Here is a 19,822-nt window from a genome sequence, read left to right on the forward strand (position 1 = left end):
AGCCCCGCCGGATCGGTGCCGCTGGTGACGCCGGACGGGCCGAGGGGTGGGGGACGGTCCACCGGGGCACCGCCGGCTCTCCCCCGGCCGCCACCGGCTCCGGCTCTGAACCCGCGCGGGCGGGCGGCGGTCCCGTACCGGGCACGCCGGGCCCGCCCTCACCGGCCGGTCACGAGGACGGGTGCGGGCGCGGGCACGGGTGACGGCCGTACGTCCCCCGCGTCCGCCCCCTCGGGCGGGCCCGTGACGCCGGACGGGGCCGGCGGTGGCGCCGGAAAGGTCACCGAGGGCTTCCGGAGGTCCGCGGCCGCGGCGGTGCGTTCGGGCCCGGTGACGTCCGGGACGCACGCCACCGGGGCGCGCGGCATCGACGGGCCGACCGTGCGGACGTCCGTCCCGTGGAAGTGAACACCGGAGAGAGGGGCTCCTCCTCCGGGTGCGCGGATTACTTCAGCGCGAGCCAGGCGACGCCGGCCACGACCACGAGGGCCACGATGACGCCGATGATCACGCCGACGCGCGGACCGGAGGAAGACGCGGCGGCCGCCTGCTGCTGACGCCCCTGCGGAGCCTCGTCGACGAACGCGCGGAACATCTGAGTGCTGCCGGCAGGGTCGTAATTGCCCTGGGGGCCCTGGGTGTTAGCCATGGCCCGAGACCTTAGCGAAGACGGGCCGGGGCACCCAAGTGGGGGGCCACCGGGACAGACGGGGACACCCTTCGCGCACCCACCTGCATATTCACAACCGCAACGCGAGGCCTTTACTAAAGCTTTACGAAAGCGACCTTCCAGTTATTTGCCTGTAGCAACCAATACCTTTATGGTTGCCCCAAGCAACGATTACGGGAGGTGTGATGGCCGAGCATGCGCAGTTTGACGAGCTTGCGCGTCAGCTCAGCGCCGTCGGCGCCGTGAAACGTGACCTCGTACGGGTGCTGCCCCCCGAGTGTCCCGGGGGTTCGGCCGCCGTGCTGACGCTGCTCGGCCGGCACGGCGACATGCGCATGAGCAAGCTCGCGGAGCTGCTGGCCGTCGATCTGTCGGTGACCAGCCGGCACGTCGCGCATGTCGCCGCACGCGGCTGGATCGAGCGGCACCCGGACCCGGCGGACAAGCGCTCGCGCATCCTGCGCCTGACGACCGCGGGCCAGGAACAGCTGGACGAGCTGTCCCGGCGCACCTCCCAGGTGCTCGCCGAGCGGCTCGGTGACTGGACCGACGACGAGGTCGCCCAGCTCATCCGCCTGATGACCCGCCTGCGCTCGTCGTTCGGCGACTGCCGGTCCCCCTCGGCCCGGCCGTCCGCCCCCGTAGTCGAAGAGACCACCCGTACACCCGCAAGCACGTAAGAAAAGGAAGCCCATGGCAACGACCACACCAGCCGGTGTGCGGGCTCACGCCAAGCACGGGGGAGGCTCCTCGGCGGGCGACGCCCCGATGACCCACCGCCAGATCATGGAGGCGCTCTCCGGCCTGCTGCTGGGCCTGTTCGCCGCCATCCTGTCCTCCACGATCGTCACCAACGCACTGCCGACGATCATCAAGGACCTCGGCGGCGGCCAGTCCGCGTACACCTGGGTCGTCACCGCGGCCCTGCTGGCGATGACCGCCTCCGTGCCCCTGTGGGGCAAGCTGGCCGACCTGATGAGCAAGAAGGCGCTCGTCCAGATATCCCTGGTCATCTACGTGGCCGGCTCGGTCATCGCCGGTCTCGCGCAGAACCCGGCGATGCTGATCACCGCCCGTGCCGTCCAGGGTCTCGGCGCCGGCGGTCTGTCCGCCCTGGTGCAGGTCATCCTGGCCGCGATGATCGCCCCGCGCGAGCGCGGCCGGTACTCCGGCTACACCGGCGCCACCTTCGCCGTGGCCACCGTCGGCGGCCCGCTGCTCGGCGGTGTCATCACCGACACCAGCTGGCTCGGCTGGCGCTACTGCCTGTTCGTCGGCATCCCCTTCGCGCTGATCGCGCTGGTCGTCCTCCAGAAGACCCTGCACCTGCCGCTCATCAAGCGCCAGGTCAAGGTCGACTGGCTCGGCGCCTTCTTCATCACCGCGGCCGCCTCGCTGCTGCTGATCTGGGTGACCTTCGCCAACGACAAGTACGACTGGCTGTCCTGGCAGACGTACGTGATGGTGGGCGGCACGATCCTGCTCGCGCTCGCCTTCGTCCTCACCGAGACCAGGGCGTCCGAGCCGATCATCCCGCTGCGCCTGTTCCGCAACCGCACGATCACGCTGGCCTCGCTGGCCTCGCTGTTCGTCGGTGTCGGCATGTACTCGGGCACCGTCTTCTTCTCGCAGTACTTCCAGCTGGCGCGGGACAAGTCCCCCACCATGTCCGGTGTGATGACCATCCCGATGATCGGTGGTCTGTTCATCTCCTCCATGGTCTCCGGGCGGATCATCTCCAGCACCGGACGCTGGAAGAACTGGCTGGTCGCCGGCGGTCTGTTCCTCACCGCGGGCCTCTCCCTGCTCAGCCTGATGCGCTACGACACCCCCTACTGGCAGCTGTCCATCTACATGGCGCTCCTGGGCATCGGCGTCGGCATGATGATGCAGAACCTGGTGCTCTCCACGCAGAACCAGGTCGCCCCGAACGACCTGGGCGCCGCCTCCTCCACGGTGAGCTTCTTCCGCTCCCTCGGCGGTGCGGTCGGCGTCGGCGTGCTCGGCTCGATCATGTCGGACCGGATCAGCCACTACGCCAGGAACAGCATCGGCGAGCTCGGCATCAAGGAGCGGATGGCCGCGGCCAAGGCCGTGGGCGGCGGCGAGCTGCCCGACATGAACAGCCTGCCCCTGCCGATCCGGCATTGGCTGGAAAGCGCCTACGGGCACGGCATCGCCGACGTCTTCCTCTACGCGGCACCCTGCGCCCTGGTCGCCTTCGTCGTGGTGATGTTCATCAAGGAGGTCCCGCTGCGGACGACCGGCGCGCTGGCCCAGGCCGCGCAGGAGACGGCGGGGGCCGTGGAGAACACCCTGGAGAGCACTGTGGAGAACGCCATGCGGAACGTGCCGGACGAGCCCTTCGAAGAGAGGGCGCCCAGCCTGACCGCGCCCGCTCCGGTGGTCGGCGCCGCCGAGGCACTGGCCACCGCGACCGCCGGCGCGGCCCCGATGACGGCCGTGGCGACCATCGCCGAGCCCGGTGCGGGCGGCGACGGCACCCCGGTGCACGGCTTCGTCCGCGGCGCCGAGAGCGCCCCGGTCCCGCAGGCCGCGGTCACCCTGATCTCGCTGGCCGGCCGCCAGCTGGGCCGTTCCGTCGCCCAGGCCGACGGCTCCTACGCGCTGGCCGCCCCCGGCACCGGCAGCTACGTCCTGATCGCCTCCGCCGACGGCTACCAGCCGCAGGCCTCCACCGTCGTGGTGGGCGGGGAACCGCTGTCGTACGACATCCTGCTCAGCGGCACCAGCGGGCTGACCGGTGTGGTGCGGGCGAGCGGGAGCGCGCTGCCGGTCAGGGACGCCATGGTGATCGTCACCGATGTGCGCGGTGACCTGCTGGCCACCGCCGCCACCGGGGAGCAGGGCGAGTTCGCCTTCACCGACCTGGTGCCCGGACCGGTGACCGTCGCCGTCAACGCGGGCGGCTTCCGGCCCCGCGCCCTGCCCGTCGAGGTGGCCGCCACCGGTGTCACCCGGGCCGACGTCGAGCTGGACGCCGGCGCCCGCCTCCAGGGTGCCGTCAAGGCCCCGCACGGACCGCTGGCCGACGCCCGGGTGACCCTGGTCGACCAGGCCGGCAACGTGGTCGGCAACGCCACCACCGGTGCGGACGGCGCGTACGCCTTCACCGACCTGGACAGCGGCGAGTACACCGTCATCGCGACCGGCTACCCGCCGGTGGCCACCGCGCTGACCGTCACCGGCACCGGTGCCGACGGTCACGACATCGAGCTCGCCCACCCCGGCGAGTAGTTCCACCCGGCCCGTGGCAGGGCACGCTCCGAGCGGAGCCGTCCGGCGCCACGGGCCGGATTCTTACGACCGATTCGCATGGCCTTGCAGGGAGAGAACGGGATGGGACTGACCGCGAAGATCCGTACGCGGGACGGGTGGGCCGTGTCGCACGCGGTCGTCACGGTGACCGACATGACCGGTACGCAGGTGCTGCGGGCCGAGGCGGACCCCGAGGGGGCCGTACGGGACAGCACCGAACTGGCCCCGGGGGCGTACACCGTGATCGTGACCGCCGTCGGGTACGCGCCGGCCGCGTCCAGCGCGATCGTCACCGCGAGCGGCCGCGCCGAGGTCGGCGCCGTGACCCTGGCCCGGCAGGGCGGCGCCGAGCTGCCCCCGCCCGGCCCCTGGACCATCGACCCGGCGCACTCCTCGGTCGCCGCGGTCGCCCAGCACCTGGGGATCTCCAGCGTGCACGGCCGGTTCACGGAGTTCGGCGGCACCATCGAGATCGCGCCGGACGACGTCGCCAAGTCCCGGGTGGAGGCGGTGATCAAGGCCGGGTCCATCGACACCGGCAACGGCATGCGCGACACGCATCTGCGCTCCGGTGACTTCCTCGACATCGAGAACCACCCGGAGATCAGCTACCGCTCCACCGGGCTGACCCAGGCGGGCCCGGACCGCTGGACCGTGCGCGGCGAGCTGGCCCTGCACGGCGTGGTCCGCCAGGTCGACCTGGACCTCGCCTACCTCGGCACCGGCGCCGACCCGTGGGGCGGCACCCGTGCCGCCTTCCGGGCCACGGCGGAGCTGCACCGCGAGGACTTCGCGATGAACTACAACCAGGTCCTCCAGGCCGGTATCGCCGCGATCGGCACCACGCTCAAGGTCCAGCTGGACATCCAGGCGGTGCAGGGGGACAGCCTGCCGACCGCCTGAGCCGCGGCACGGAGGAGCCCGCCGACCGGACGCCGGCCGGCGGGCTCCCGCGATGAACCGCTCAGTTGTCCGTCGCGCCCACGATGCGCCGGGCCAGGTCGCGGAGCTTGACGTTCTCCCGCTGGGAGGCGCGCACCAGGCTCTCGAAGGCGGCCTGGGCGTCGATGTCCAGACGCTCCATCAGGATGCCGGTGGCCTGTCCGATCAGGTCCCGGGTGTGCATGGCCGCGGTCAACTGCTCGCGAACGGTCACGGAGTTGAGGGCGAGGCTCACCTGTGCGGTGAACAGCCGGCCGAGCCGGGCCGCCGTCTCGTCGAAGGCGCCGGGCTCCCGGGAGTAGGCGGTCAGCACCGTCAGCCGGCGCCGGTCGGCGCGCAGCCGCATCGACAGCACCGAGCGCAGCCCCTGCCGCTCGCCGGCCGCGCCGCCGCTGTCCGCCACCCGGACCACGGGCGCGTCCCACAGCCGCTCCCAGTGCGGCAGGTCGGGGGTGCCGGCCGCGCGCACGATGTCATCGCTCCAGGCGACCGTGCGCAGGCTCTCGCCGCGCTCGATCTCGCAGACCCCGGCGTGCTCGGCGCCGGGCAGCAGATGCACCGCGAGCCGGACCGCCGCGTCGAGCGCGGCGCCGGGGGAGGCGCTCTCGTGCAGCTCGCGGGCGGCCGCCGTCAGGGCCTCGGCCACGTCGAGAGCGCCGGGCGAACGGGTCGCCTCGACGACGTCGTACACGGAAAGGTCGTACGAGGAAGAGTCGGGCACGGAAAAGTCGGACGCGGCCACCACGAACCTCTCGGATGACATGACCGTACGGCCATGCGCAGGAGAGCTCCGCAGCACATTCCCGACTGCGAGCACAGGACAGAAGAACTTTAGCTGCTCCATTGCGGTGAAGTGACCTTCCTCCGGTGCGGCCCGCGGCGCCCGGCGGCGTTCTAGGCTGCGGTCATGGCACCGAACATCGCGACGAACACCCGCGTCTCCCTGGACGAGCTGCTGGACTTCGTACGACCCCGCCACCGGGCGCTGCTGATCACCCGCCGCGCCGACGGTTCCCCGCAGGCGTCCCCGCTGACCTGCGGGGTGGACGACTCGGGCCGGATCGTGGTCTCGACCTACCCGGAGCGGGCCAAGACCCGCAACGCCAAGCGGGATGCGCGGGTGAGCCTGCTCGTGCTCAGCGACGACTGGAACGGCCCCTGGGTGCAGGTCGACGGCACCGCCGAGGTCGTCGACAGCCCCGACTCGGTGGAGCCGCTGGTCGAGTACTACCGCAACATCGCCGGTGAGCACCACGACTGGGACGAGTACCGGGCGGCCATGCGCAAGCAGGGCAAGTCGATCATCCGGGTGACGCCCGAACGGTGGGGGCCGGTGGCGACCGGGGGCTTCCCGGCGCGGCTGGCCGGCGGGGAGTGACGGACCCGAGAGGGTTCAGCCCCGCTCGACCATCGCCTCGATGCCCGCGATCAGCAGGTCCAGGGCGAAGGTGAAGTCACGGTCCATCAGCTCGGCGACCGTGCTCCCGCCGCGGGCCTCCATGATCTGCCTGGACTCCTGGACGAAGTCCGCGGTGTGCGGGTCCTCGCGGACCGAGTTCCTGGCCTGCTGGTAGTAGTCGTCCGGGGTCAGCCCCGAGTCCGCGATCCGGCACATGAACTGGGACTCGACCGTGCCGAAGCCGTACACGAACTGGAAGACGGCCGAGATCGCGCCCATCACCCGGTGCGCGGGCAGTCCGGAGCGGCCGAGGGTGCGCCGCACGCTGCGGGAGAAGTCCAGCGAGTGGGGGCCGATGTTCAGGTACTGGCCGGCCAGCCGGGACAACCAGGGGTGGCGCACCAGCAGGCCCCGGTACTCGGCGGCCAGCGCCCGCAGCCGCTCCCGCCAGTCAGCCGCGTCGTCCTCGCCGGGCAGACGCAGTTCGCCGTAGGCCGCGTCCAGGGCGAGTTCGAGCAGGTCGTCCTTGGTGTCGACGTACCAGTACAGGGACATCGCGGTGACGTTCAGCTCGCCGGCGAGGCGGCGCATGGAGAACTTCGCTAGGCCCTCGGCGTCCAGGAGGCGCACGGACGCCGCGGTGATCCGCTGCCGGTCGAGGCCGGAGGGCTGCCCGCCGCGTCCGCCGCGCCGGGGCTCCTCCTGAAGCCACACACTGTCCCGCGCCGTCCGCCCCGCCGTCTTCGTCACCGGCGCACCTTCCTCCGTCCCCGGCCAGTCAGAGCCCGTCGAGGCCACGGCCCGGGTGGCCAGGGGCCGGCCGGCGCGGGGGCGCGGGCCCGCGTCCCTGAGCCGTTACCCACATCCCCCGGCTCTTAGGCGCGGACCCGCTCCGCCGTTTCCTCTCGGTTTCCGCTGCGTCCCCCTCAGCCCTTCACGGGCTGGGTCAGGTCGTAGAAGGTGGCCGAGCCCACGGTCACCTTCTTGAAGCCGGCCTGGACCCAGGAGCTGATCTGCGAGCCGGTGCCGCTGCCGCCACCGCGCCCGGCGCCCGCTCCGCCGCCCATGCCGCCGCCGGCGATGAAGTAGTGGATCCTGCCGTCGGCCACGTACTTCTTGAACTGCGCGAGCGTCGGCGACGGGTCGGTGCCGTTGAAGCCGCCGATCGCCATCACCGGGTCACCGGTCGCGAGTTGGTAGCTGGCCGCGTTCTGGGAGCCGATGGACGCGGCGACCCAGGTGTATCGGGAGGCGTCCTTCTCCAGCAGCGCCCTGGCCGCCGAGCCGACGTCCGCGCCGTTCAGCAGGCCGCCGAAGCCGCCACCGCCCTCGCGGGTGCGGGCACCGCCCGGGAAGCCGCCGGCGAGGTCACCGCCGAGGCCCGGGACCCCGTTCCCGTTCCGCCCGCCCGGCATGCCCTGACCCCCGCCCGGCACGCCCTGACCGCCGCCGGGCACGCCTTGCCGGCCCTGCTGCCCCTGCTGGCCCTGCTGCCCCTGCGTCCGTCCGCCGCCGAGGCCGCCCCGGGGACCGCCGGTCCGGCCGCCGCCCGGACCCCGGCCGCCGAAGCCCATCATGCTCGCGCCCGCGGGGCCCGCCGTCGGGATGGAGCCCTCGTGCCCGGTGTCCACCGTGCTCAGGGTGTAGGCGGTGGGACCGGCCAGCGCGGCGGCCAGGGCGAGGGCCGCCGCCCCGAGGGCGAGGGGCCGGGCGAGGCGCCCGGCGAAGATCAGGCCGAGGGCCGCCACCAGACCGCCGATCAGGACCAGCCACTTCAGCCAGGGGAGGTAGGACGGTGTGCGGTGGAGCAGCACATAGCCCCAGGCCGCGGCCGCCACCACGGAGGCGGCGAGCGCGAGCGACGCCCACACCTCCTGGCGCCGCTCCCACAGCAGCCCGGCGCCCATGCCGACGACCGCCGCGAGATAGGGGGCGAGCGCCACGGTGTAGTACTGGTGGAAGATGCCCGCCATGTAGCTGAACACCGCCATGGTCATCAGCAGGGATCCGCCCCAGACCAGCAACGAGGAGCGGGTGACCGAGGTACGCCCCAGTCTGCGGGTCGCCACCAGCCCCGCCACCAGCAGGACCAGCGCGGCGGGCAGCAGCCAGGAGATCTGGCCGCCGATTTCGGAGCCGAACATACGGCTCCAGCCGGTCTCCCCCCACATCCCGCCGCCGGCGCCGCCCCCGGGGCCCCCGCCCCCGCCGACGCTGCCGGTCTCGTCGCCGCTGAGCCGGCCGAACCCGTTGTAGCCGAAGGTCAGTTCCAGGAAGCTGTTGTGCTGCGAACCGCCGATGTACGGACGGGACGCCGCCGGCCACAGCTCGACGATCGCCACCCACCAGCCCCCGGACACCACCAACGCGAGGGTGGCGGCGACCAGTTGTCCGAGGCGCTTCTTCAGCGGCACCGGCGCGCACACCGCGTACACCAGAGCGAGCGGCGGCAGGATCAGGAACGCCTGGAGCGTCTTGGCGAGGAACGCGAGGCCGATCGCGACCCCGGCCCACACCAGCCACCGGGTCCGGCCGTCCTCCAGCGCCCGTACGACGAGGTAGCAGGCCAGCGACATCAGCAGGGCCAGCATGGCGTCCGGATTGTCGAACCGGAACATCAGCGCCGCGACCGGGGTGAGCGCGAGCACCGCGCCCGCGATCAGACCGGCCGCGGGGCCGCCGCGGCGGCGCACGGCGGCGTACACGACGGCCACGGTCGCCACGCCCATCAGCACCTCGGGCACGAGGATCGCCCAGGAGTCCAGGCCGAAGATCCGCACCGACAGCTCCATCGGCCACAGCGAGGCGGGGGGCTTGTCGACGGTGATGGCGTTGCCCGCGTCCAGCGACCCGAAGAACAGCGCCTTCCAGGACTTGCTGCCCGCCTGGACGGCCGCCGCGTAGAAGGAGTTGGCGTAGCCGGAGGCGCTCAGGTCGTACAGGTAGAGCAGCAGGGTGGCGGCGAGCAGCCCGAGGAAGGCGGGGCGCGCCCAGCGGGGGTCCTCGGGACGGCCGCGCCAGAGACGGTGCGGGAGGGGCGGCCGGGGCGCGGCGGCGGCCGGGGGCGGCCCCGCCGCGGTCGTGGCGCCCGGCCCCTCGGACGCGTCGAGCGGGCGGTCGTAGGAGGTGCTCATCGGGACCCTTCGGAGATTTCGGTGTCGGTGTCGTACGGCTGCCGCTGGTCCGGGAACACCCAGGCGCGGAAGAGCAGGAACCGCAGTACGGTCGCGGCGAGGTTGGCGGTGACGAGGACCGCCAGTTCGGTGGAGTGCGCGGGCCGGCCGCCGGCCGCGCCGAGGGCGGCCAGGGAACCGCTGGTCAGGGCGAGTCCGATGGCGAAGACCACCAGGCCCTGCGCCTGATGGCGGACCGCGCCGCCCCGGCCGCGCACCCCGAAGGTGAGCCGGCGGTTGGCGGCCGTGTTGGCGACGGCCGAGAGCAGCAGCGCGAGGCCGTTGGCGAGCTGCGGCCCGCAGAACTCCCGGAAGCCGCTGTAGAGCAGCAGGTAGAAGAGGGTCGACAGCAGGCCGACCGCGCAGAAGCCGATCAGCTGGCGGGCCAGGCCCTTGGGCACGCCGGCCAGCTCGCGGTCGCGCGGGTCGTCGCCGAAGGGCCGGGCGAGCAGGTCCAGCGGCAGCGAACCGGTGGCGAGCGCCCGGCCGATCCGCCAGACGCCCTTGAGGTCGTCGGTCGCGGTGCGCACGATGTGCACGGTGGAGTCGGGGTCGTCCACCCAGTCGACCGGCACCTCGTGGATCCGGAGCCCGGCCCGCTCGGCGAGCACCAGCATCTCGGTGTCGAAGAACCAGCCGGTGTCCTCCACCAGCGGCAGCAGCACCCGCGCCACATCGCCCCTGATGGCCTTGAACCCGCACTGCGCGTCCGAGAACCGGGCCTGGAGCGAGCCGCGCAGGATCAGGTTGTACGCCCGGCTGATCAGCTCGCGCTTGGGGCCGCGCACGACCCGGGAGGACCGGGCGAGGCGGGAGCCGATCGCAAGGTCCGAGTGGCCGGAGATCAGCGGTGCGACCAGCGGCAGCAGGGCGTTGAGGTCGGTGGAGAGATCGACGTCCATATAGGCGAGGACCGGCGCGTCCGACGCGGACCACACGGTGCGCAGCGCGCGGCCGCGGCCCTTCTGCTCCAGCCGTACGACGCCCACCCCGGGCAGCTCCGCCGCCAGCCGCGCCGCGACCAGCGGGGTGCTGTCGGTGGAGGCGTTGTCCGCGACGGTGATGCGGAAGGCGTACGGGAAGGTGCGCGTCAGGTGCTCGTGCAGCCTGCGCACGCACGGCTGGAGGTCCTGCTCCTCGTTGTAGACGGGGATCACCACGTCCAGGACAGCCGTGCCGGCTGCCGAGGCCGGCAGGTGCTCCCGGGCCGGCAGGGTGCCGGGGGGCGAGTCGGGAGAAGAGTCGGTTCGCATGGAACCGACTCTCGTCAAGCGCCCTGTCGCATCGATGTGGTGGTGCTGTGGTACGGCTGTGAGTATGAACTCGCTTGATGCAAAGGGGAGTTGTCGTCGGCGGCGGCGTCGGGACCGGGGACGGACCGGGTGTCGAGAGCGGGCAGGCACACGGTGAAGACCGTCCTGCCGGGCGCGCTCTCCACGCTCACCGAGCCGTCGTGCGCCGTCGCGACGGCCCACACGATGGCGAGCCCGAGCCCGGTGGAGCCGGTCGCCCGCGACCGGGCCGAGTCGCCGCGGGCGAACCGCTCGAAGACATGCGGCAGCAGATCGGCCGGAATCCCCGGCCCGTCGTCCTCGACGTCCACGCACACCCACGGACCCTGCCGGCGCACCCGCGCGGTGACGGTCGTACCGGGCGGGGTGTGGCGCCGGGCGTTGGCCAGCAGGTTGACCAGGATCTGCTGGAGCCGGGCGGAGTCCGCGCGGACCGGAGCGGGCTCGGCGGGCAGCGCGAGCCGCCAGGTGTGGTCCCGGCCGGCCGCGCGGGCGTCGCTGACGGTGTCGACCACGAGCGGGACCAGATCGGTGCGCCCGAACTCCAGCGGCCGGCCGGCGTCCAGGCGGGCGAGCAGCAGCAGGTCCTCCACCAGCAGGGTCATCCGCCCGGCCTCGGACTCGATCCGCCCGAGGGCGTGCCGGGTGTCGGGGCCGACCTGCTCGTGTCCGCGCCGGGTCAGTTCGGCGTAGCCGAGGATGGAGGAGAGGGGGGTACGGAGTTCATGGCTGGCGTCGGCGACGAACCGCCGTACCCGCGTCTCGCTCTGCTGCCGGGCCTCCAGGGCGCCGCGGACATGGTCGAGCATCCGGTTCAGCGCGGCGCCGACCTGTCCGACCTCGGTGTGCGGATCGCACTCGGCGTCCGGGACGCGTTCGCTGAGGTTCACCTCGCCGGTGTGCAGCGGCAGTTCGGCGACCCGGGTGGCGGTGGCGGCGACCCTGCGCAGCGGGCGGGTGGCCACGCTGACGATGACGGTCCCGGCGAGGCAGGCGGCGAGCAGCCCGGCGGCGGTGACACAGACCTCGACGAGGATCAGGGTGTTGATGATGCCGTCGGTGTCGTCGGTCGGAATGGCCACGTAGAAGGAGCCGTTGGGCCCGGTGACGTACTCGGCCCGGTAGCTGCCGAGGCCGGGGAGGCCGAGGGTGCGCGGGCGCGGGTCCTCGGACAAGCCGCCGAGGGCCGCGAGCTGTGCGGCGTCGAGGTCGTGGGCGCTCAGGTACGGCGCCGACTTCGACTTGCGGCCCACCTTGCCCTCGGTCGCGGTACCGCCGCTCGCCACGGCCACGACCGTGTACTGCGGCTGCGGGGCCAGGGCGACGAACCTGCCCAGCTCCATGCCCGTGGAGGTTTGTCCGCCGCCGGGTCCGCCGGGCCCCCCGCCCTGCCCCGGCGGGGCGAAGGCACCGGAGGCCCGCTTGCCGACGTCGTCCAGCCGGGCGTCCAGCTGGGCGTACAGGTGCAAGCGCAGGGCCACGGTGGTCACGGTGCCGATCACCGCGCAGACGACGGCGATCAGGACGACGGAGGCGACGACGAGACGGGTGCGCAGGGTGCGGGAGGAGCGGGAGGAGCGGAACGGCCGCGGAGTGGAACGCCGCGTCCGTCGTACCGGGTTCGACCGGGCCGCGGGTCGGGGCCCGGCTGGTCCGCCCATCACACGGCGGGCTTGATCAGGTAACCGGCGCCGCGCCGGGTGTGGATCATGGGCTCGCGTCCGGCGTCGATCTTCCGGCGCAGGTACGAGATGTACAGCTCGACCACGTTGGCCTGGCCGCCGAAGTCGTACGACCAGACGCGGTCCAGGATCTGCGCCTTGCTGAGCACGCGCCGCGGGTTGCGCATGAGGAAGCGCAGCAGCTCGAACTCGGTGGCGGTGAGGTGGATGGAGTCACTGCCCCGCGTCACCTCGTGGCTGTCCTCGTCCAGGGTGAGGTCGCCCACCACCAGCACGGACTCGGAGCGCCGGTCGGTCGCCCCGGACCTGCGGATCAGTCCGCGCAGCCGGGCGACGACCTCCTCCAGGCTGAACGGCTTGGTCACGTAGTCGTCGCCACCGGCGGTGAGCCCGGCGATCCGGTCCTCCACCGCGTCCTTGGCGGTCAGGAACAGCACCGGTACGTCCGGCAGTTCACGGCGCAGCCGGCCGAGGACGGCCAGCCCGTCCATGTCCGGCAGCATCATGTCGAGGACGACGGCGTCGGGGCGGAACTCGCGGGCCGCCTGGAGGGCGCCCTGCCCGTCCGTCGCGCTTCTGATCTGCCAGCCCTCGTAGCGAAGGGCCATGCTCAGCAGTTCGGTGATCGACGTCTCGTCGTCGACCACCAGCACGCGGACGGGGCTGCCGTCCGGCCTCAGCAGTTCGGTGCGCCCCTGAGGGGAGGTCGTGGTCATGGCGGCCACACTGTCGGGGCCCTCTGAGAGGAGCGTTTCACCAGTCTTGGTTTTTCCTGAGAAACACACAGCCACCACTCAGACAACGCCTGGGTGGCCCCTCAGAACAGCCCGTCCTGCTCCTGCCGGAACTCGCGTACGGGCAGGTGGAGTTCATCGCCCTCCCGCGGCGAGGGCATGAGCCCCCACCCCCGCAACAGCCGGGTGTCGAGCACGACGACCCCGCGTCCGCGCACCGCCAGATGAAGATCGGGACCGGCGGCCGCGACCAGTTCCCCGCCGACGGCACCTCCGGGGACCAGCTCCACCACCTCGCCGAAGGCGGCCGGTACGCCGTCGAGCCCGAAGGCCTGGACATGATCGACCACTTCACAGGGCTCGGCCCGCAGGGACTCCGGCCACCGGGCGAGCTCGACGGCCCGCCGGTGCAGCGCGCGCACCTCGGCCGCCCGCTCCTCCCCCGTCCCCGGCAGCCTCGCCCGCACCGCCCGCTTCTGGGCGTACGCGATCCGGTCCGGCACGCCCAGCGCGGCCCGCAGCGTCTCCTCGGTACGCCGGGCCGCCATCAGGGGACCGGTCCCGAGCCAGCTGAAACAGACCGCCCCCTGCTCCAGCAACCGCGCCGGCCCCCGCTCGACGGCCGTGATGCCGACCTTGACCAGGCCGGGACCGAACCAGGCGAGATACACCCGGTACGGCCGGGGGTCGTCGGCGATGGTGTCGGCGGCCACGGAGTGCGCCCGGTCGAGCCGCGCGCACTCCTCGCACCGGGCGCCTGTGCCGCGCGGCGGCACGGCCGCCCGCACCGGACACGCGTGCCCCCGCGCCCCCACGCAGACGCGCCCGCCCCCTTCCGGCACCGCGAACCCGACCCGCTTCCCCCACACCAGCGCGCTGCCCCGCCCGCCCTCCCAAGCGAGCACGAGCCCCTCGCCGGACCAGCGAAGCCCGGAGCATCTCCACATCTGTGCCATCACCGGTGAGGGTAGGTGGTGGGTCTGACATTGATGCTGACACTCGGGTTCCGGCGGGGACGGGACACGGCCACGGCAGTACGCGCACCGGCGGGGCGCCGGAAAATTCCGAGCGTCGCCGGCGGAGCGCGGGATAGCCTCCCCTGTCATCTCTCTCCGGGTCCCCGGTCGTCCGTTCCGCGAGCGTGGGAGGCATCAGCGTTGTCAGGCCGTTCCGCCGCCCGTCCGGCCGGGCTCGTCGGGCTTCTCCTCGCCCTGGCGGCCTCCGAGCTCGGGGACAGGCTGGTGCAGGTGGCGTACGCGCTGGTCGCGGTGCGCGCGGGTGCGACGACCTTCCTCGCCGCCGTGCTGGCCGCCCAGACGGTCCCGATCCTGGTGATCACCCCGCTCGTCAGCGCCCGGGGCTGGATCCGCTCGCGGACGGCGTGGCGGGCCGGACTGATCGGGCAGGTGGCTGCGTTCGCCGTCGCGGCCGCGGCGGCGGACCACCGGACCGCCGTCCTGGCGTGCGTCTTGGCCGCCGCGTCCTGCGAGGCCCTGACGGTGCCGTTCTCCCGCTCGCTCCTGCACACGCTCAGTGACGGGCGGCAGGCCGACCTGGCCAGGTGGTGGAGCGTCTCGAAGGCGGGGGCCGGCGCCGCGGGCATGGTGCTGGCCGGTGTGGTGGTGGCCCTGTCCGGCGCGGCCCCGGCCTTCGCGCTGAACGCCCTGACCTTCCTGCTGGTGCTGGCCGTGGCCTGGTCACCGCGGGTCCCGGAGGACGGTACGACGGCGGCCCGTAGCGCCACCGCGGGGTTCCGCCGCCTGGTGGCCCCCGGAGCGTTCGGCGCCCTCGGCCTCCTCTGCGCGACCGCCATGCTGATCACCACCAGCCTGGAGGGCGTGTCGGGCCCCTTCATGCTGGCCCGGACACCGGGTTACGACCCTCACGGGCTCGGCGTGGTGATGGCCTGCTGGGCCGTGGCCTCCATGATCGCGGCGGCCGTGACCCCACGCCGGCTCACCGGCGTTCGCGCACTCCTCCCGCTGTGCAACCTGCTGGTGGCCCTCGCGATCGGCCTCCCGAGTGTCGGTCTCCCGTTCTGGTCCGCCACCGTCGCCTTCGCCCTGGGCGGCATTGGGAACGGCGTCTTCAACCTCCTCCTCACCCGGATCATCTGGTCGGGCGTCCCGGCCGAGGGCCAGCCCCACGCCTGGGCCGCGTTCAACTGGATCCTGAACGCCTCCCTGTTCCTGAGCTTCTCGGTGGGTCTCTTCCTCCGCCCCGGGCACACCCCGGCCCTCCTGGCGGCCGCCGCGGCCGTCTGCCTGCTCGCGGGCGGCGCGTATCTGCCGGCACTGGCCCGGACCCCGGAGGCGGCCCGCGGAATCACCTGAGCCGCGGATATCCGCCGTCGCGCCGGCTTACCTCTCTTGTACGGGTGAACGGCGGCACTCGTCGGAGAGGGTGACGCTCGCGGCAACACAGATTACTTATGCATGGTGCGGCCCGCCGAATGTGCCACGTTGGCTACCACGCACCTCCGCACGATATTCGAACTCCGCGGCCCGGAACCTGAGGGGAAAGAACCTTGCGCAGAATCCAGCGAATTCTGATCGCCGCCGTCGCGGCGGGAAGCTTCACCGCTGCGGGCATGGGGGTCGCCTACGCGGGCGACTCGAACAGCCACAACTCGAACAGCTACAACGGTCCGACCTACACGTTCCTCGGACTCAACCTCCTGGGCGGCCAGACCCCTCAGACCCCCCAGACCCCTCAAACTCCTCAGACGCCTCAGACGCCTCAAACCCCCCAGACCCCGCAGCGCGTTGACCCTGGGAAATCGAGGGGGGGCGAATCCGGGCTGTCGGCCGAGGAACGAGGCGGCCACGGAGCGGCACAGACCCCGAACACGCCCAACACGCCCAACACCCCCAACACCCCGAACACCCCGGGTGGTGGCAACACCCCCAACACGCCGAACACCCCCAACACCCCCAACACGCCCAACACGCCCAACACGCCCAACACGCCCAACACGCCCAACACCCCGAACACACCCAACACCCCCAACACGCCCAACACCCCGAACACGCTGGGCCTTCTAAGCATTCTGACTGCCTTGCTGTAGCCGACGTGTGGGGCTTTGAACCGTCCTCTGGACGACGAGCTGATCAAGGAATTGATTGAGTCGCGCCTTGAGCAGTCATTTCGTCATCCGTCGGAGCACGTGAACATGATGAAGCCGCGCGAATAACGCTGCGCGGCTTCATCATGTTGTCGAGCGCTGTCATCCCGGAGTGTTCGGGGTGTTGGGCGTGTTCGGAGTGTTCCCGCCACCACCCGGAGTGTTCGGGGTGTTCGGCGTGTTCGGAGTGTTCCCGCCACCACCCGGAGTGTTCGGCGTGTTCGGCGTGTTCGGCGTACGGCCGCCACCACCCGGAGTGTTGGGCGTGTTCGGCGTGTTCGGCGTGTTCTGCCGGTGGTGGGGACGCGGCGGGGGCGGCTTGCTGACCGAGTGCACCACTGCGTCGTTGTGTGTCGTGGGCACGGCCTCAGCGCTGGCGACGCCGACTGTTCCGGCGAGCAGCGCCGCAGCGCAGGAAGCCCCGGCTATGCGGGCGACTCGATTTCGAGCGGTAAACATGGAAACCTCGCTATCAGTCGTTGACGGGTACGAGATCTACGGCGTTCGAAAGCCCGAGAATGAGATATTCAGGCTGCCTTCATTCTTCGGCGGAATTGGCAGGCAGGTCACCACCCACATCGCTCGGGTGAATATCATCGAGACTGTCTACGACAGTAACAGGTGGCGGATTAGACGGCACGGGCACCTGAATGAGAATGGGAACGAAAATGACGTCACCGTGCCTGAACTCGGCCTTTTTCGAGAACCGGTAGCAGACGATCTCACCGGCGTTCCTGCGCGTCTCGTAGCAACGAAGCACCGACTTCTCCTGCGTCTGCGCGCCTTTCGGCAGTGCACTCGCCTCACTCGCACAGGGACCCGACACGCCGGCCGCCAGGAGCGAGAACACAGCCGCTGCGAGACAGACGCCTCGCAACGTCGCCTTCCGCATCCTCACCACCCCGGAAATCGCCGGAACAGGGTCCACCTGTCAGCGCAAAGAGGCACACCGGCATCAAGCGCACGACATGTTCCAAGGCTTAGTGACCGGAGTTCGCACGGGCAAGAGGCAGAACTACCGACACTGTGGGCAGAAGTACCCACAGCCGGCGGGACACGTCATCCGGGAGGCTCGCCCACTCCGTCACGCAGGAGCGCCAGACGGACCAGGTCGGCCCGGCGGTGACAGCCGGTCTTGCCGCGCAGTCGGTCAAGGTGCGTGTGAACGGTGTGCTCACTAATATTCAACTTGGCGGCGATTTCACGGTCGGTTGCGCCACTCGCGATGAGTTGCAGGATCTGCCTCTCCCGATGTGTGATGCGAGTGTGCTGCTCACGGAGAGACTGATCCCTCAATCTCGTGGAGAAGTAAATGTCTCCGGAGGCGACGGCACGGACCGCCGCCAGCAATTCGGCTTCTTCGCTGCTCCGGCTCAGATAGCCACTGGCACCCGCCTCGATGAAGAAGAAAAGCTCGGTCTGCGTCTCGGAGGCTGACAGAATGACCGCGGCTCGGCCCTGCTGACGCAATCGAGAGATGAGGCGGCCCATATCTTCGAGAGGCGATTGAAGGTTCACCAGGACAACGTCCGCGGCGCCCGTCTCGTAGTCCCACTCCTCGCTCCCCTTGACGGAGGCGACCCTCCGCATGTCCGGCGCGGTGTCGATCACCTGCTCAAGACCTCGCCGCAGCAAGGGGCAGTCGGAGACGACTGCTACGGCTACACGCACCGGATGTGGGCTCATCGAGGTTCCTGGTCGGCTGGGTGTCACGATCGCGTCAATCCCAGAATCGCCGCTCCACGCCCCATCGGCATGCCGAGTTGGACCATCGGGGACCGGGTGCCTCCGCGGGTCGGCGCCCTACCGGTCACTTCGGACCCGGGCGTGACGTGGTCCTGGCGATCAGCTGGGATCCGCCGCCCGGTGGCTGCCCCCGCAGCCCGTGGCTGACGGGATGTCACGGCAGAGCCGATCCTGGTGTGACTGCGCCGCAGCCCCGCCGAAGACGATGACGCCGATCAGAGCGGCCATGACGGCCTGGGCGACGACCGTTACGACGGCCCCGGCACGCGCGGCGATCGCGGCCGCCGCGACGGCGAGGACGCCGACCCCGCCGGCGGCGGCCAGGTAGTCCCACGACGAGTCGGTCGTGACGGTCTTCCCAGGATCGAGGTCGAACCCGGACAGTAACCAGAGTCCGAAGATCACGACCAGGGCGATCAGCTCCAGGAACACCAGACCGCAACCGGCTCCGATGTCGGCGCCCCGGTCGGCACGGCGGCGCGGTCCCGGGCCGGTGGTCGCGTCGAAGGCCGGCGGGGCGACGGGCAAGTTCATGGCCGCCACCTTGCTCGTGCGGGCGGGGCGGGCGCATGAGCAGGAGTACTCAGATCCACCCGGGTGATCCCCATGGGCCGCCCGACACCCTGATCGGCCCCGCACTCACCACCCTGAGGCGGTTACCGTCGAACACTGCCGTCAAGACAAAAGCCAGAGGCCCCGGATTTCTCCGGGGCCTCTGGTCTCTGTGCACTCGGCAGGATTCGAACCTGCAACCTTCTGATCCGTAGTCAGATGCTCTATCCGTTAAGCTACGAGTGCTTGTTCTTTTGTTCTTGTCTCCGTTTCCGTTCCTTTCGGCCCGTCCCGGCGACAGGAAGAACATTACATGACTGCCGCCGTCATGTGAAATCCGATCCGCACACCCCTTCTGACCTGCGGAAACGTCCAGGAGAGGGGTGGAGGACGGAGTGTGCGACAGGAACGACGAAGCCCCGGTCCAGTGGACCGGGGCTTCGGATGGGGCGGAGGCGGAGGGATTTGAACCCTCGATGGGCTTTAAGACCCAAACCGCATTAGCAGTGCGGCGCCATAGACCGGACTAGGCGACGCCTCCAGCACAACCGCTCACGCGAGCGCGCGAGTGGTGCGTGCAGATGATGACACAGCCACAGGGCCCGTCACCAATCGATCCCTACGGTACTAGGCAGTCCGGCCGCAGGGCAAAGGGCTTCTTCGGCCGGGCGGCGTTTTCCGGGGGAACGTGGCGCAACGTCCGCCGAGGTCGGGCGTTGAGGAGGGCATGGGTTCTCTTCTGTCGGGTGTCGCCGGGCGCGTCCGTCGCGGCGGTCTCGCCGCCGTCACCATCGCCGTCACCATCGCCGTCACCGCCGTCGCCTCCGCCGTCGTACCGCTGATCGCCGTACCCGCCGCCGCCCTCGGCCAGGGGCGCGGCGGGGATCACCTCACCGTCGTCGTACGGCATGCCGGGGCCGGGCGGGACGGGACGTACGAGCTGTTCTGTCATCCCGCGGGCGGGCATCACCCTGATGTGCGGGGCGCCTGCCGGAAACTTGACGCGCAGACGCGGTGGGGGCGGGACCTCTTCGCGCCGGTGCCGCCCGGCAGCATCTGCTCCATGATCTCCGGCGGGCCGGCCACCGCGCGGGTCACCGGTACCTGGGCGGGACGGCCCGTCGACGCGTCGTACGACCGGAACAACGGGTGCGAGATCGACCGGTGGAACCGGATGGTGCCGCTGCTGCCGAAGATCGGATAGGCCCGGTCCGAAGGTCCGGTCGTCA

At 71.4% G+C, this 19,822-nt stretch carries 18 protein-coding genes and 2 tRNA genes; 7 read left to right on the plus strand and 13 right to left on the minus strand.

Translation table 11 applies throughout. From position 1 onward, the window contains the following. Positions 1 to 445: 445 nt before the first annotated feature. Positions 446 to 649, minus strand: a complete 204-nt coding sequence (locus VT52_RS36070) for a hypothetical protein (RefSeq protein WP_079175287.1) — start codon at positions 647 to 649, stop codon at positions 446 to 448. 206 nt (positions 650 to 855) lie between these two features. Between VT52_RS36070 and VT52_RS26920 the strand changes: the two genes are divergently transcribed. The 3 genes from VT52_RS26920 (at position 856) to VT52_RS26930 (ending at position 4,852) form a co-directional block, all read left to right on the plus strand. Further along, complete coding sequence (locus tag VT52_RS26920; RefSeq protein WP_046424649.1) at positions 856 to 1,350, plus strand: MarR family winged helix-turn-helix transcriptional regulator; 495 nt, start codon at positions 856 to 858, stop codon at positions 1,348 to 1,350. Positions 1,351 to 1,438: 88 nt separating this feature from the next. Further along, the gene (locus tag VT52_RS26925) at positions 1,439 to 3,928 is read left to right on the plus strand and encodes an MFS transporter (protein ID WP_046424666.1); all 2,490 of its coding nucleotides are present in this window, start codon (positions 1,439 to 1,441) and stop codon (positions 3,926 to 3,928) included. Between the two features lie 102 nt (positions 3,929 to 4,030). Continuing rightward, a complete protein-coding gene (locus VT52_RS26930) occupies positions 4,031 to 4,852 on the plus strand; it encodes a YceI family protein (protein WP_046424653.1) in 822 nt (273 codons plus the stop codon). A 61-nt stretch (positions 4,853 to 4,913) separates the two neighbouring features. On the opposite strand, the gene VT52_RS26935 is transcribed toward VT52_RS26930, so the two are convergent. Beyond that, positions 4,914 to 5,654, minus strand: coding sequence for a GAF and ANTAR domain-containing protein (locus tag VT52_RS26935; RefSeq protein WP_079175288.1), 741 nt, complete (start codon positions 5,652 to 5,654; stop codon positions 4,914 to 4,916). Between the two features lie 144 nt (positions 5,655 to 5,798). Between VT52_RS26935 and VT52_RS26940 the strand changes: the two genes are divergently transcribed. Continuing rightward, a complete protein-coding gene (locus VT52_RS26940) occupies positions 5,799 to 6,269 on the plus strand; it encodes a PPOX class F420-dependent oxidoreductase (protein WP_046424655.1) in 471 nt (156 codons plus the stop codon). Between the two features lie 15 nt (positions 6,270 to 6,284). Here VT52_RS26940 and VT52_RS26945 read toward each other — a convergent pair whose 3' ends face one another. The 6 genes from VT52_RS26945 to VT52_RS26970 form a co-directional block, all read right to left on the minus strand. Further along, a complete protein-coding gene (locus tag VT52_RS26945; RefSeq protein WP_206306610.1) occupies positions 6,285 to 7,040 on the minus strand; it encodes a TetR/AcrR family transcriptional regulator in 756 nt (251 codons plus the stop codon). Positions 7,041 to 7,216: 176 nt separating this feature from the next. Then, a complete protein-coding gene (locus tag VT52_RS26950; RefSeq protein WP_079175289.1) occupies positions 7,217 to 9,424 on the minus strand; it encodes an ArnT family glycosyltransferase in 2,208 nt (735 codons plus the stop codon). Beyond that, positions 9,421 to 10,716, minus strand: coding sequence for a bifunctional glycosyltransferase family 2/GtrA family protein (locus VT52_RS26955; protein WP_079175290.1), 1,296 nt, complete (start codon positions 10,714 to 10,716; stop codon positions 9,421 to 9,423). The genes VT52_RS26950 and VT52_RS26955 overlap by 4 nt, the downstream gene beginning before the upstream one ends. Before the next feature lie 14 nt (positions 10,717 to 10,730). After that, positions 10,731 to 12,416 carry a HAMP domain-containing sensor histidine kinase gene (locus VT52_RS26960; protein WP_046424658.1) on the minus strand — a complete coding sequence of 562 codons (1,686 nt, stop codon included), beginning with the start codon at positions 12,414 to 12,416 and terminating at the stop codon, positions 10,731 to 10,733. Continuing rightward, positions 12,416 to 13,153 carry a response regulator transcription factor gene (locus tag VT52_RS26965; protein ID WP_046424671.1) on the minus strand — a complete coding sequence of 246 codons (738 nt, stop codon included), beginning with the start codon at positions 13,151 to 13,153 and terminating at the stop codon, positions 12,416 to 12,418. Before VT52_RS26965 ends, VT52_RS26960 begins: the two co-directional genes overlap by 1 nt. A 101-nt stretch (positions 13,154 to 13,254) precedes the next feature. Further along, complete coding sequence (locus VT52_RS26970; RefSeq protein WP_079175291.1) at positions 13,255 to 14,127, minus strand: DUF2797 domain-containing protein; 873 nt, start codon at positions 14,125 to 14,127, stop codon at positions 13,255 to 13,257. A 201-nt stretch (positions 14,128 to 14,328) separates the two neighbouring features. Here VT52_RS26970 and VT52_RS26975 point away from each other — a divergent pair, with 201 nt between their 5' ends. Continuing rightward, positions 14,329 to 15,504, plus strand: a complete 1,176-nt coding sequence (locus tag VT52_RS26975; protein ID WP_046424660.1) for an MFS transporter — start codon at positions 14,329 to 14,331, stop codon at positions 15,502 to 15,504. A gap of 194 nt (positions 15,505 to 15,698) precedes the next feature. Then, complete coding sequence (locus tag VT52_RS37215) at positions 15,699 to 16,238, plus strand: hypothetical protein (RefSeq protein ID WP_107481456.1); 540 nt, start codon at positions 15,699 to 15,701, stop codon at positions 16,236 to 16,238. Positions 16,239 to 16,833: 595 nt separating this feature from the next. Here the strand turns inward: VT52_RS37215 and VT52_RS37630 are convergent. The 5 genes from VT52_RS37630 to VT52_RS27000 all read right to left on the minus strand — a co-directional run bounded on the left by VT52_RS37630 (position 16,834) and on the right by VT52_RS27000 (position 19,134). Continuing rightward, positions 16,834 to 17,187 (minus strand): hypothetical protein, encoded by a 354-nt coding sequence (locus VT52_RS37630; RefSeq protein ID WP_143070922.1) that lies wholly within the window; start codon positions 17,185 to 17,187, stop codon positions 16,834 to 16,836. 167 nt (positions 17,188 to 17,354) lie between these two features. Then, positions 17,355 to 17,981 carry a LuxR C-terminal-related transcriptional regulator gene (locus tag VT52_RS26985; RefSeq protein WP_046419150.1) on the minus strand — a complete coding sequence of 209 codons (627 nt, stop codon included), beginning with the start codon at positions 17,979 to 17,981 and terminating at the stop codon, positions 17,355 to 17,357. 159 nt (positions 17,982 to 18,140) lie between these two features. Beyond that, positions 18,141 to 18,575 (minus strand): DUF6234 family protein, encoded by a 435-nt coding sequence (locus VT52_RS26990; protein WP_046419149.1) that lies wholly within the window; start codon positions 18,573 to 18,575, stop codon positions 18,141 to 18,143. Between the two features lie 191 nt (positions 18,576 to 18,766). Then, a tRNA-Arg gene (locus tag VT52_RS26995) sits at positions 18,767 to 18,839 on the minus strand. Between the two features lie 204 nt (positions 18,840 to 19,043). Continuing rightward, positions 19,044 to 19,134, minus strand: a tRNA-Ser gene (locus VT52_RS27000). A gap of 186 nt (positions 19,135 to 19,320) precedes the next feature. Here VT52_RS27000 and VT52_RS27005 point away from each other — a divergent pair. Next, positions 19,321 to 19,797, plus strand: coding sequence for an SSI family serine proteinase inhibitor (locus VT52_RS27005; RefSeq protein ID WP_046419148.1), 477 nt, complete (start codon positions 19,321 to 19,323; stop codon positions 19,795 to 19,797). Positions 19,798 to 19,822: the final 25 nt, after the last annotated feature.

Origin of the sequence: Streptomyces malaysiense, from assembly GCF_000980885.2 — a bacterium.
Lineage (GTDB): Bacteria > Actinomycetota > Actinomycetes > Streptomycetales > Streptomycetaceae > Streptomyces > Streptomyces malaysiense.

Excerpts from the sequence above, each read along its gene's own strand:
- VT52_RS26925 (WP_046424666.1), top strand. The coding sequence starts at position 1,439 with ATGACCCACCGCCAGATCATGGAGGCGCTCTCCGGCCTGCTGCTGGGC.
- VT52_RS26990 (WP_046419149.1), bottom strand. The coding sequence starts at position 18,575 with ATGAACTTGCCCGTCGCCCCGCCGGCCTTCGACGCGACCACCGGCCCG.
- VT52_RS26935 (WP_079175288.1), bottom strand. The coding sequence starts at position 5,654 with ATGTCATCCGAGAGGTTCGTGGTGGCCGCGTCCGACTTTTCCGTGCCC.
- VT52_RS26970 (WP_079175291.1), bottom strand. The coding sequence starts at position 14,127 with ATGGCACAGATGTGGAGATGCTCCGGGCTTCGCTGGTCCGGCGAGGGG.
- VT52_RS37630 (WP_143070922.1), bottom strand. The coding sequence starts at position 17,187 with ATGCGGAAGGCGACGTTGCGAGGCGTCTGTCTCGCAGCGGCTGTGTTC.
- VT52_RS26950 (WP_079175289.1), bottom strand. The coding sequence starts at position 9,424 with ATGAGCACCTCCTACGACCGCCCGCTCGACGCGTCCGAGGGGCCGGGC.
- VT52_RS26965 (WP_046424671.1), bottom strand. The coding sequence starts at position 13,153 with ATGACCACGACCTCCCCTCAGGGGCGCACCGAACTGCTGAGGCCGGAC.
- VT52_RS36070 (WP_079175287.1), bottom strand. The coding sequence starts at position 649 with ATGGCTAACACCCAGGGCCCCCAGGGCAATTACGACCCTGCCGGCAGC.
- VT52_RS26940 (WP_046424655.1), top strand. The coding sequence starts at position 5,799 with ATGGCACCGAACATCGCGACGAACACCCGCGTCTCCCTGGACGAGCTG.
- VT52_RS26960 (WP_046424658.1), bottom strand. The coding sequence starts at position 12,416 with ATGGGCGGACCAGCCGGGCCCCGACCCGCGGCCCGGTCGAACCCGGTA.
- VT52_RS26985 (WP_046419150.1), bottom strand. The coding sequence starts at position 17,981 with ATGAGCCCACATCCGGTGCGTGTAGCCGTAGCAGTCGTCTCCGACTGC.
- VT52_RS27005 (WP_046419148.1), top strand. The coding sequence starts at position 19,321 with ATGGGTTCTCTTCTGTCGGGTGTCGCCGGGCGCGTCCGTCGCGGCGGT.
- VT52_RS26955 (WP_079175290.1), bottom strand. The coding sequence starts at position 10,716 with ATGCGAACCGACTCTTCTCCCGACTCGCCCCCCGGCACCCTGCCGGCC.
- VT52_RS26930 (WP_046424653.1), top strand. The coding sequence starts at position 4,031 with ATGGGACTGACCGCGAAGATCCGTACGCGGGACGGGTGGGCCGTGTCG.
- VT52_RS26920 (WP_046424649.1), top strand. The coding sequence starts at position 856 with ATGGCCGAGCATGCGCAGTTTGACGAGCTTGCGCGTCAGCTCAGCGCC.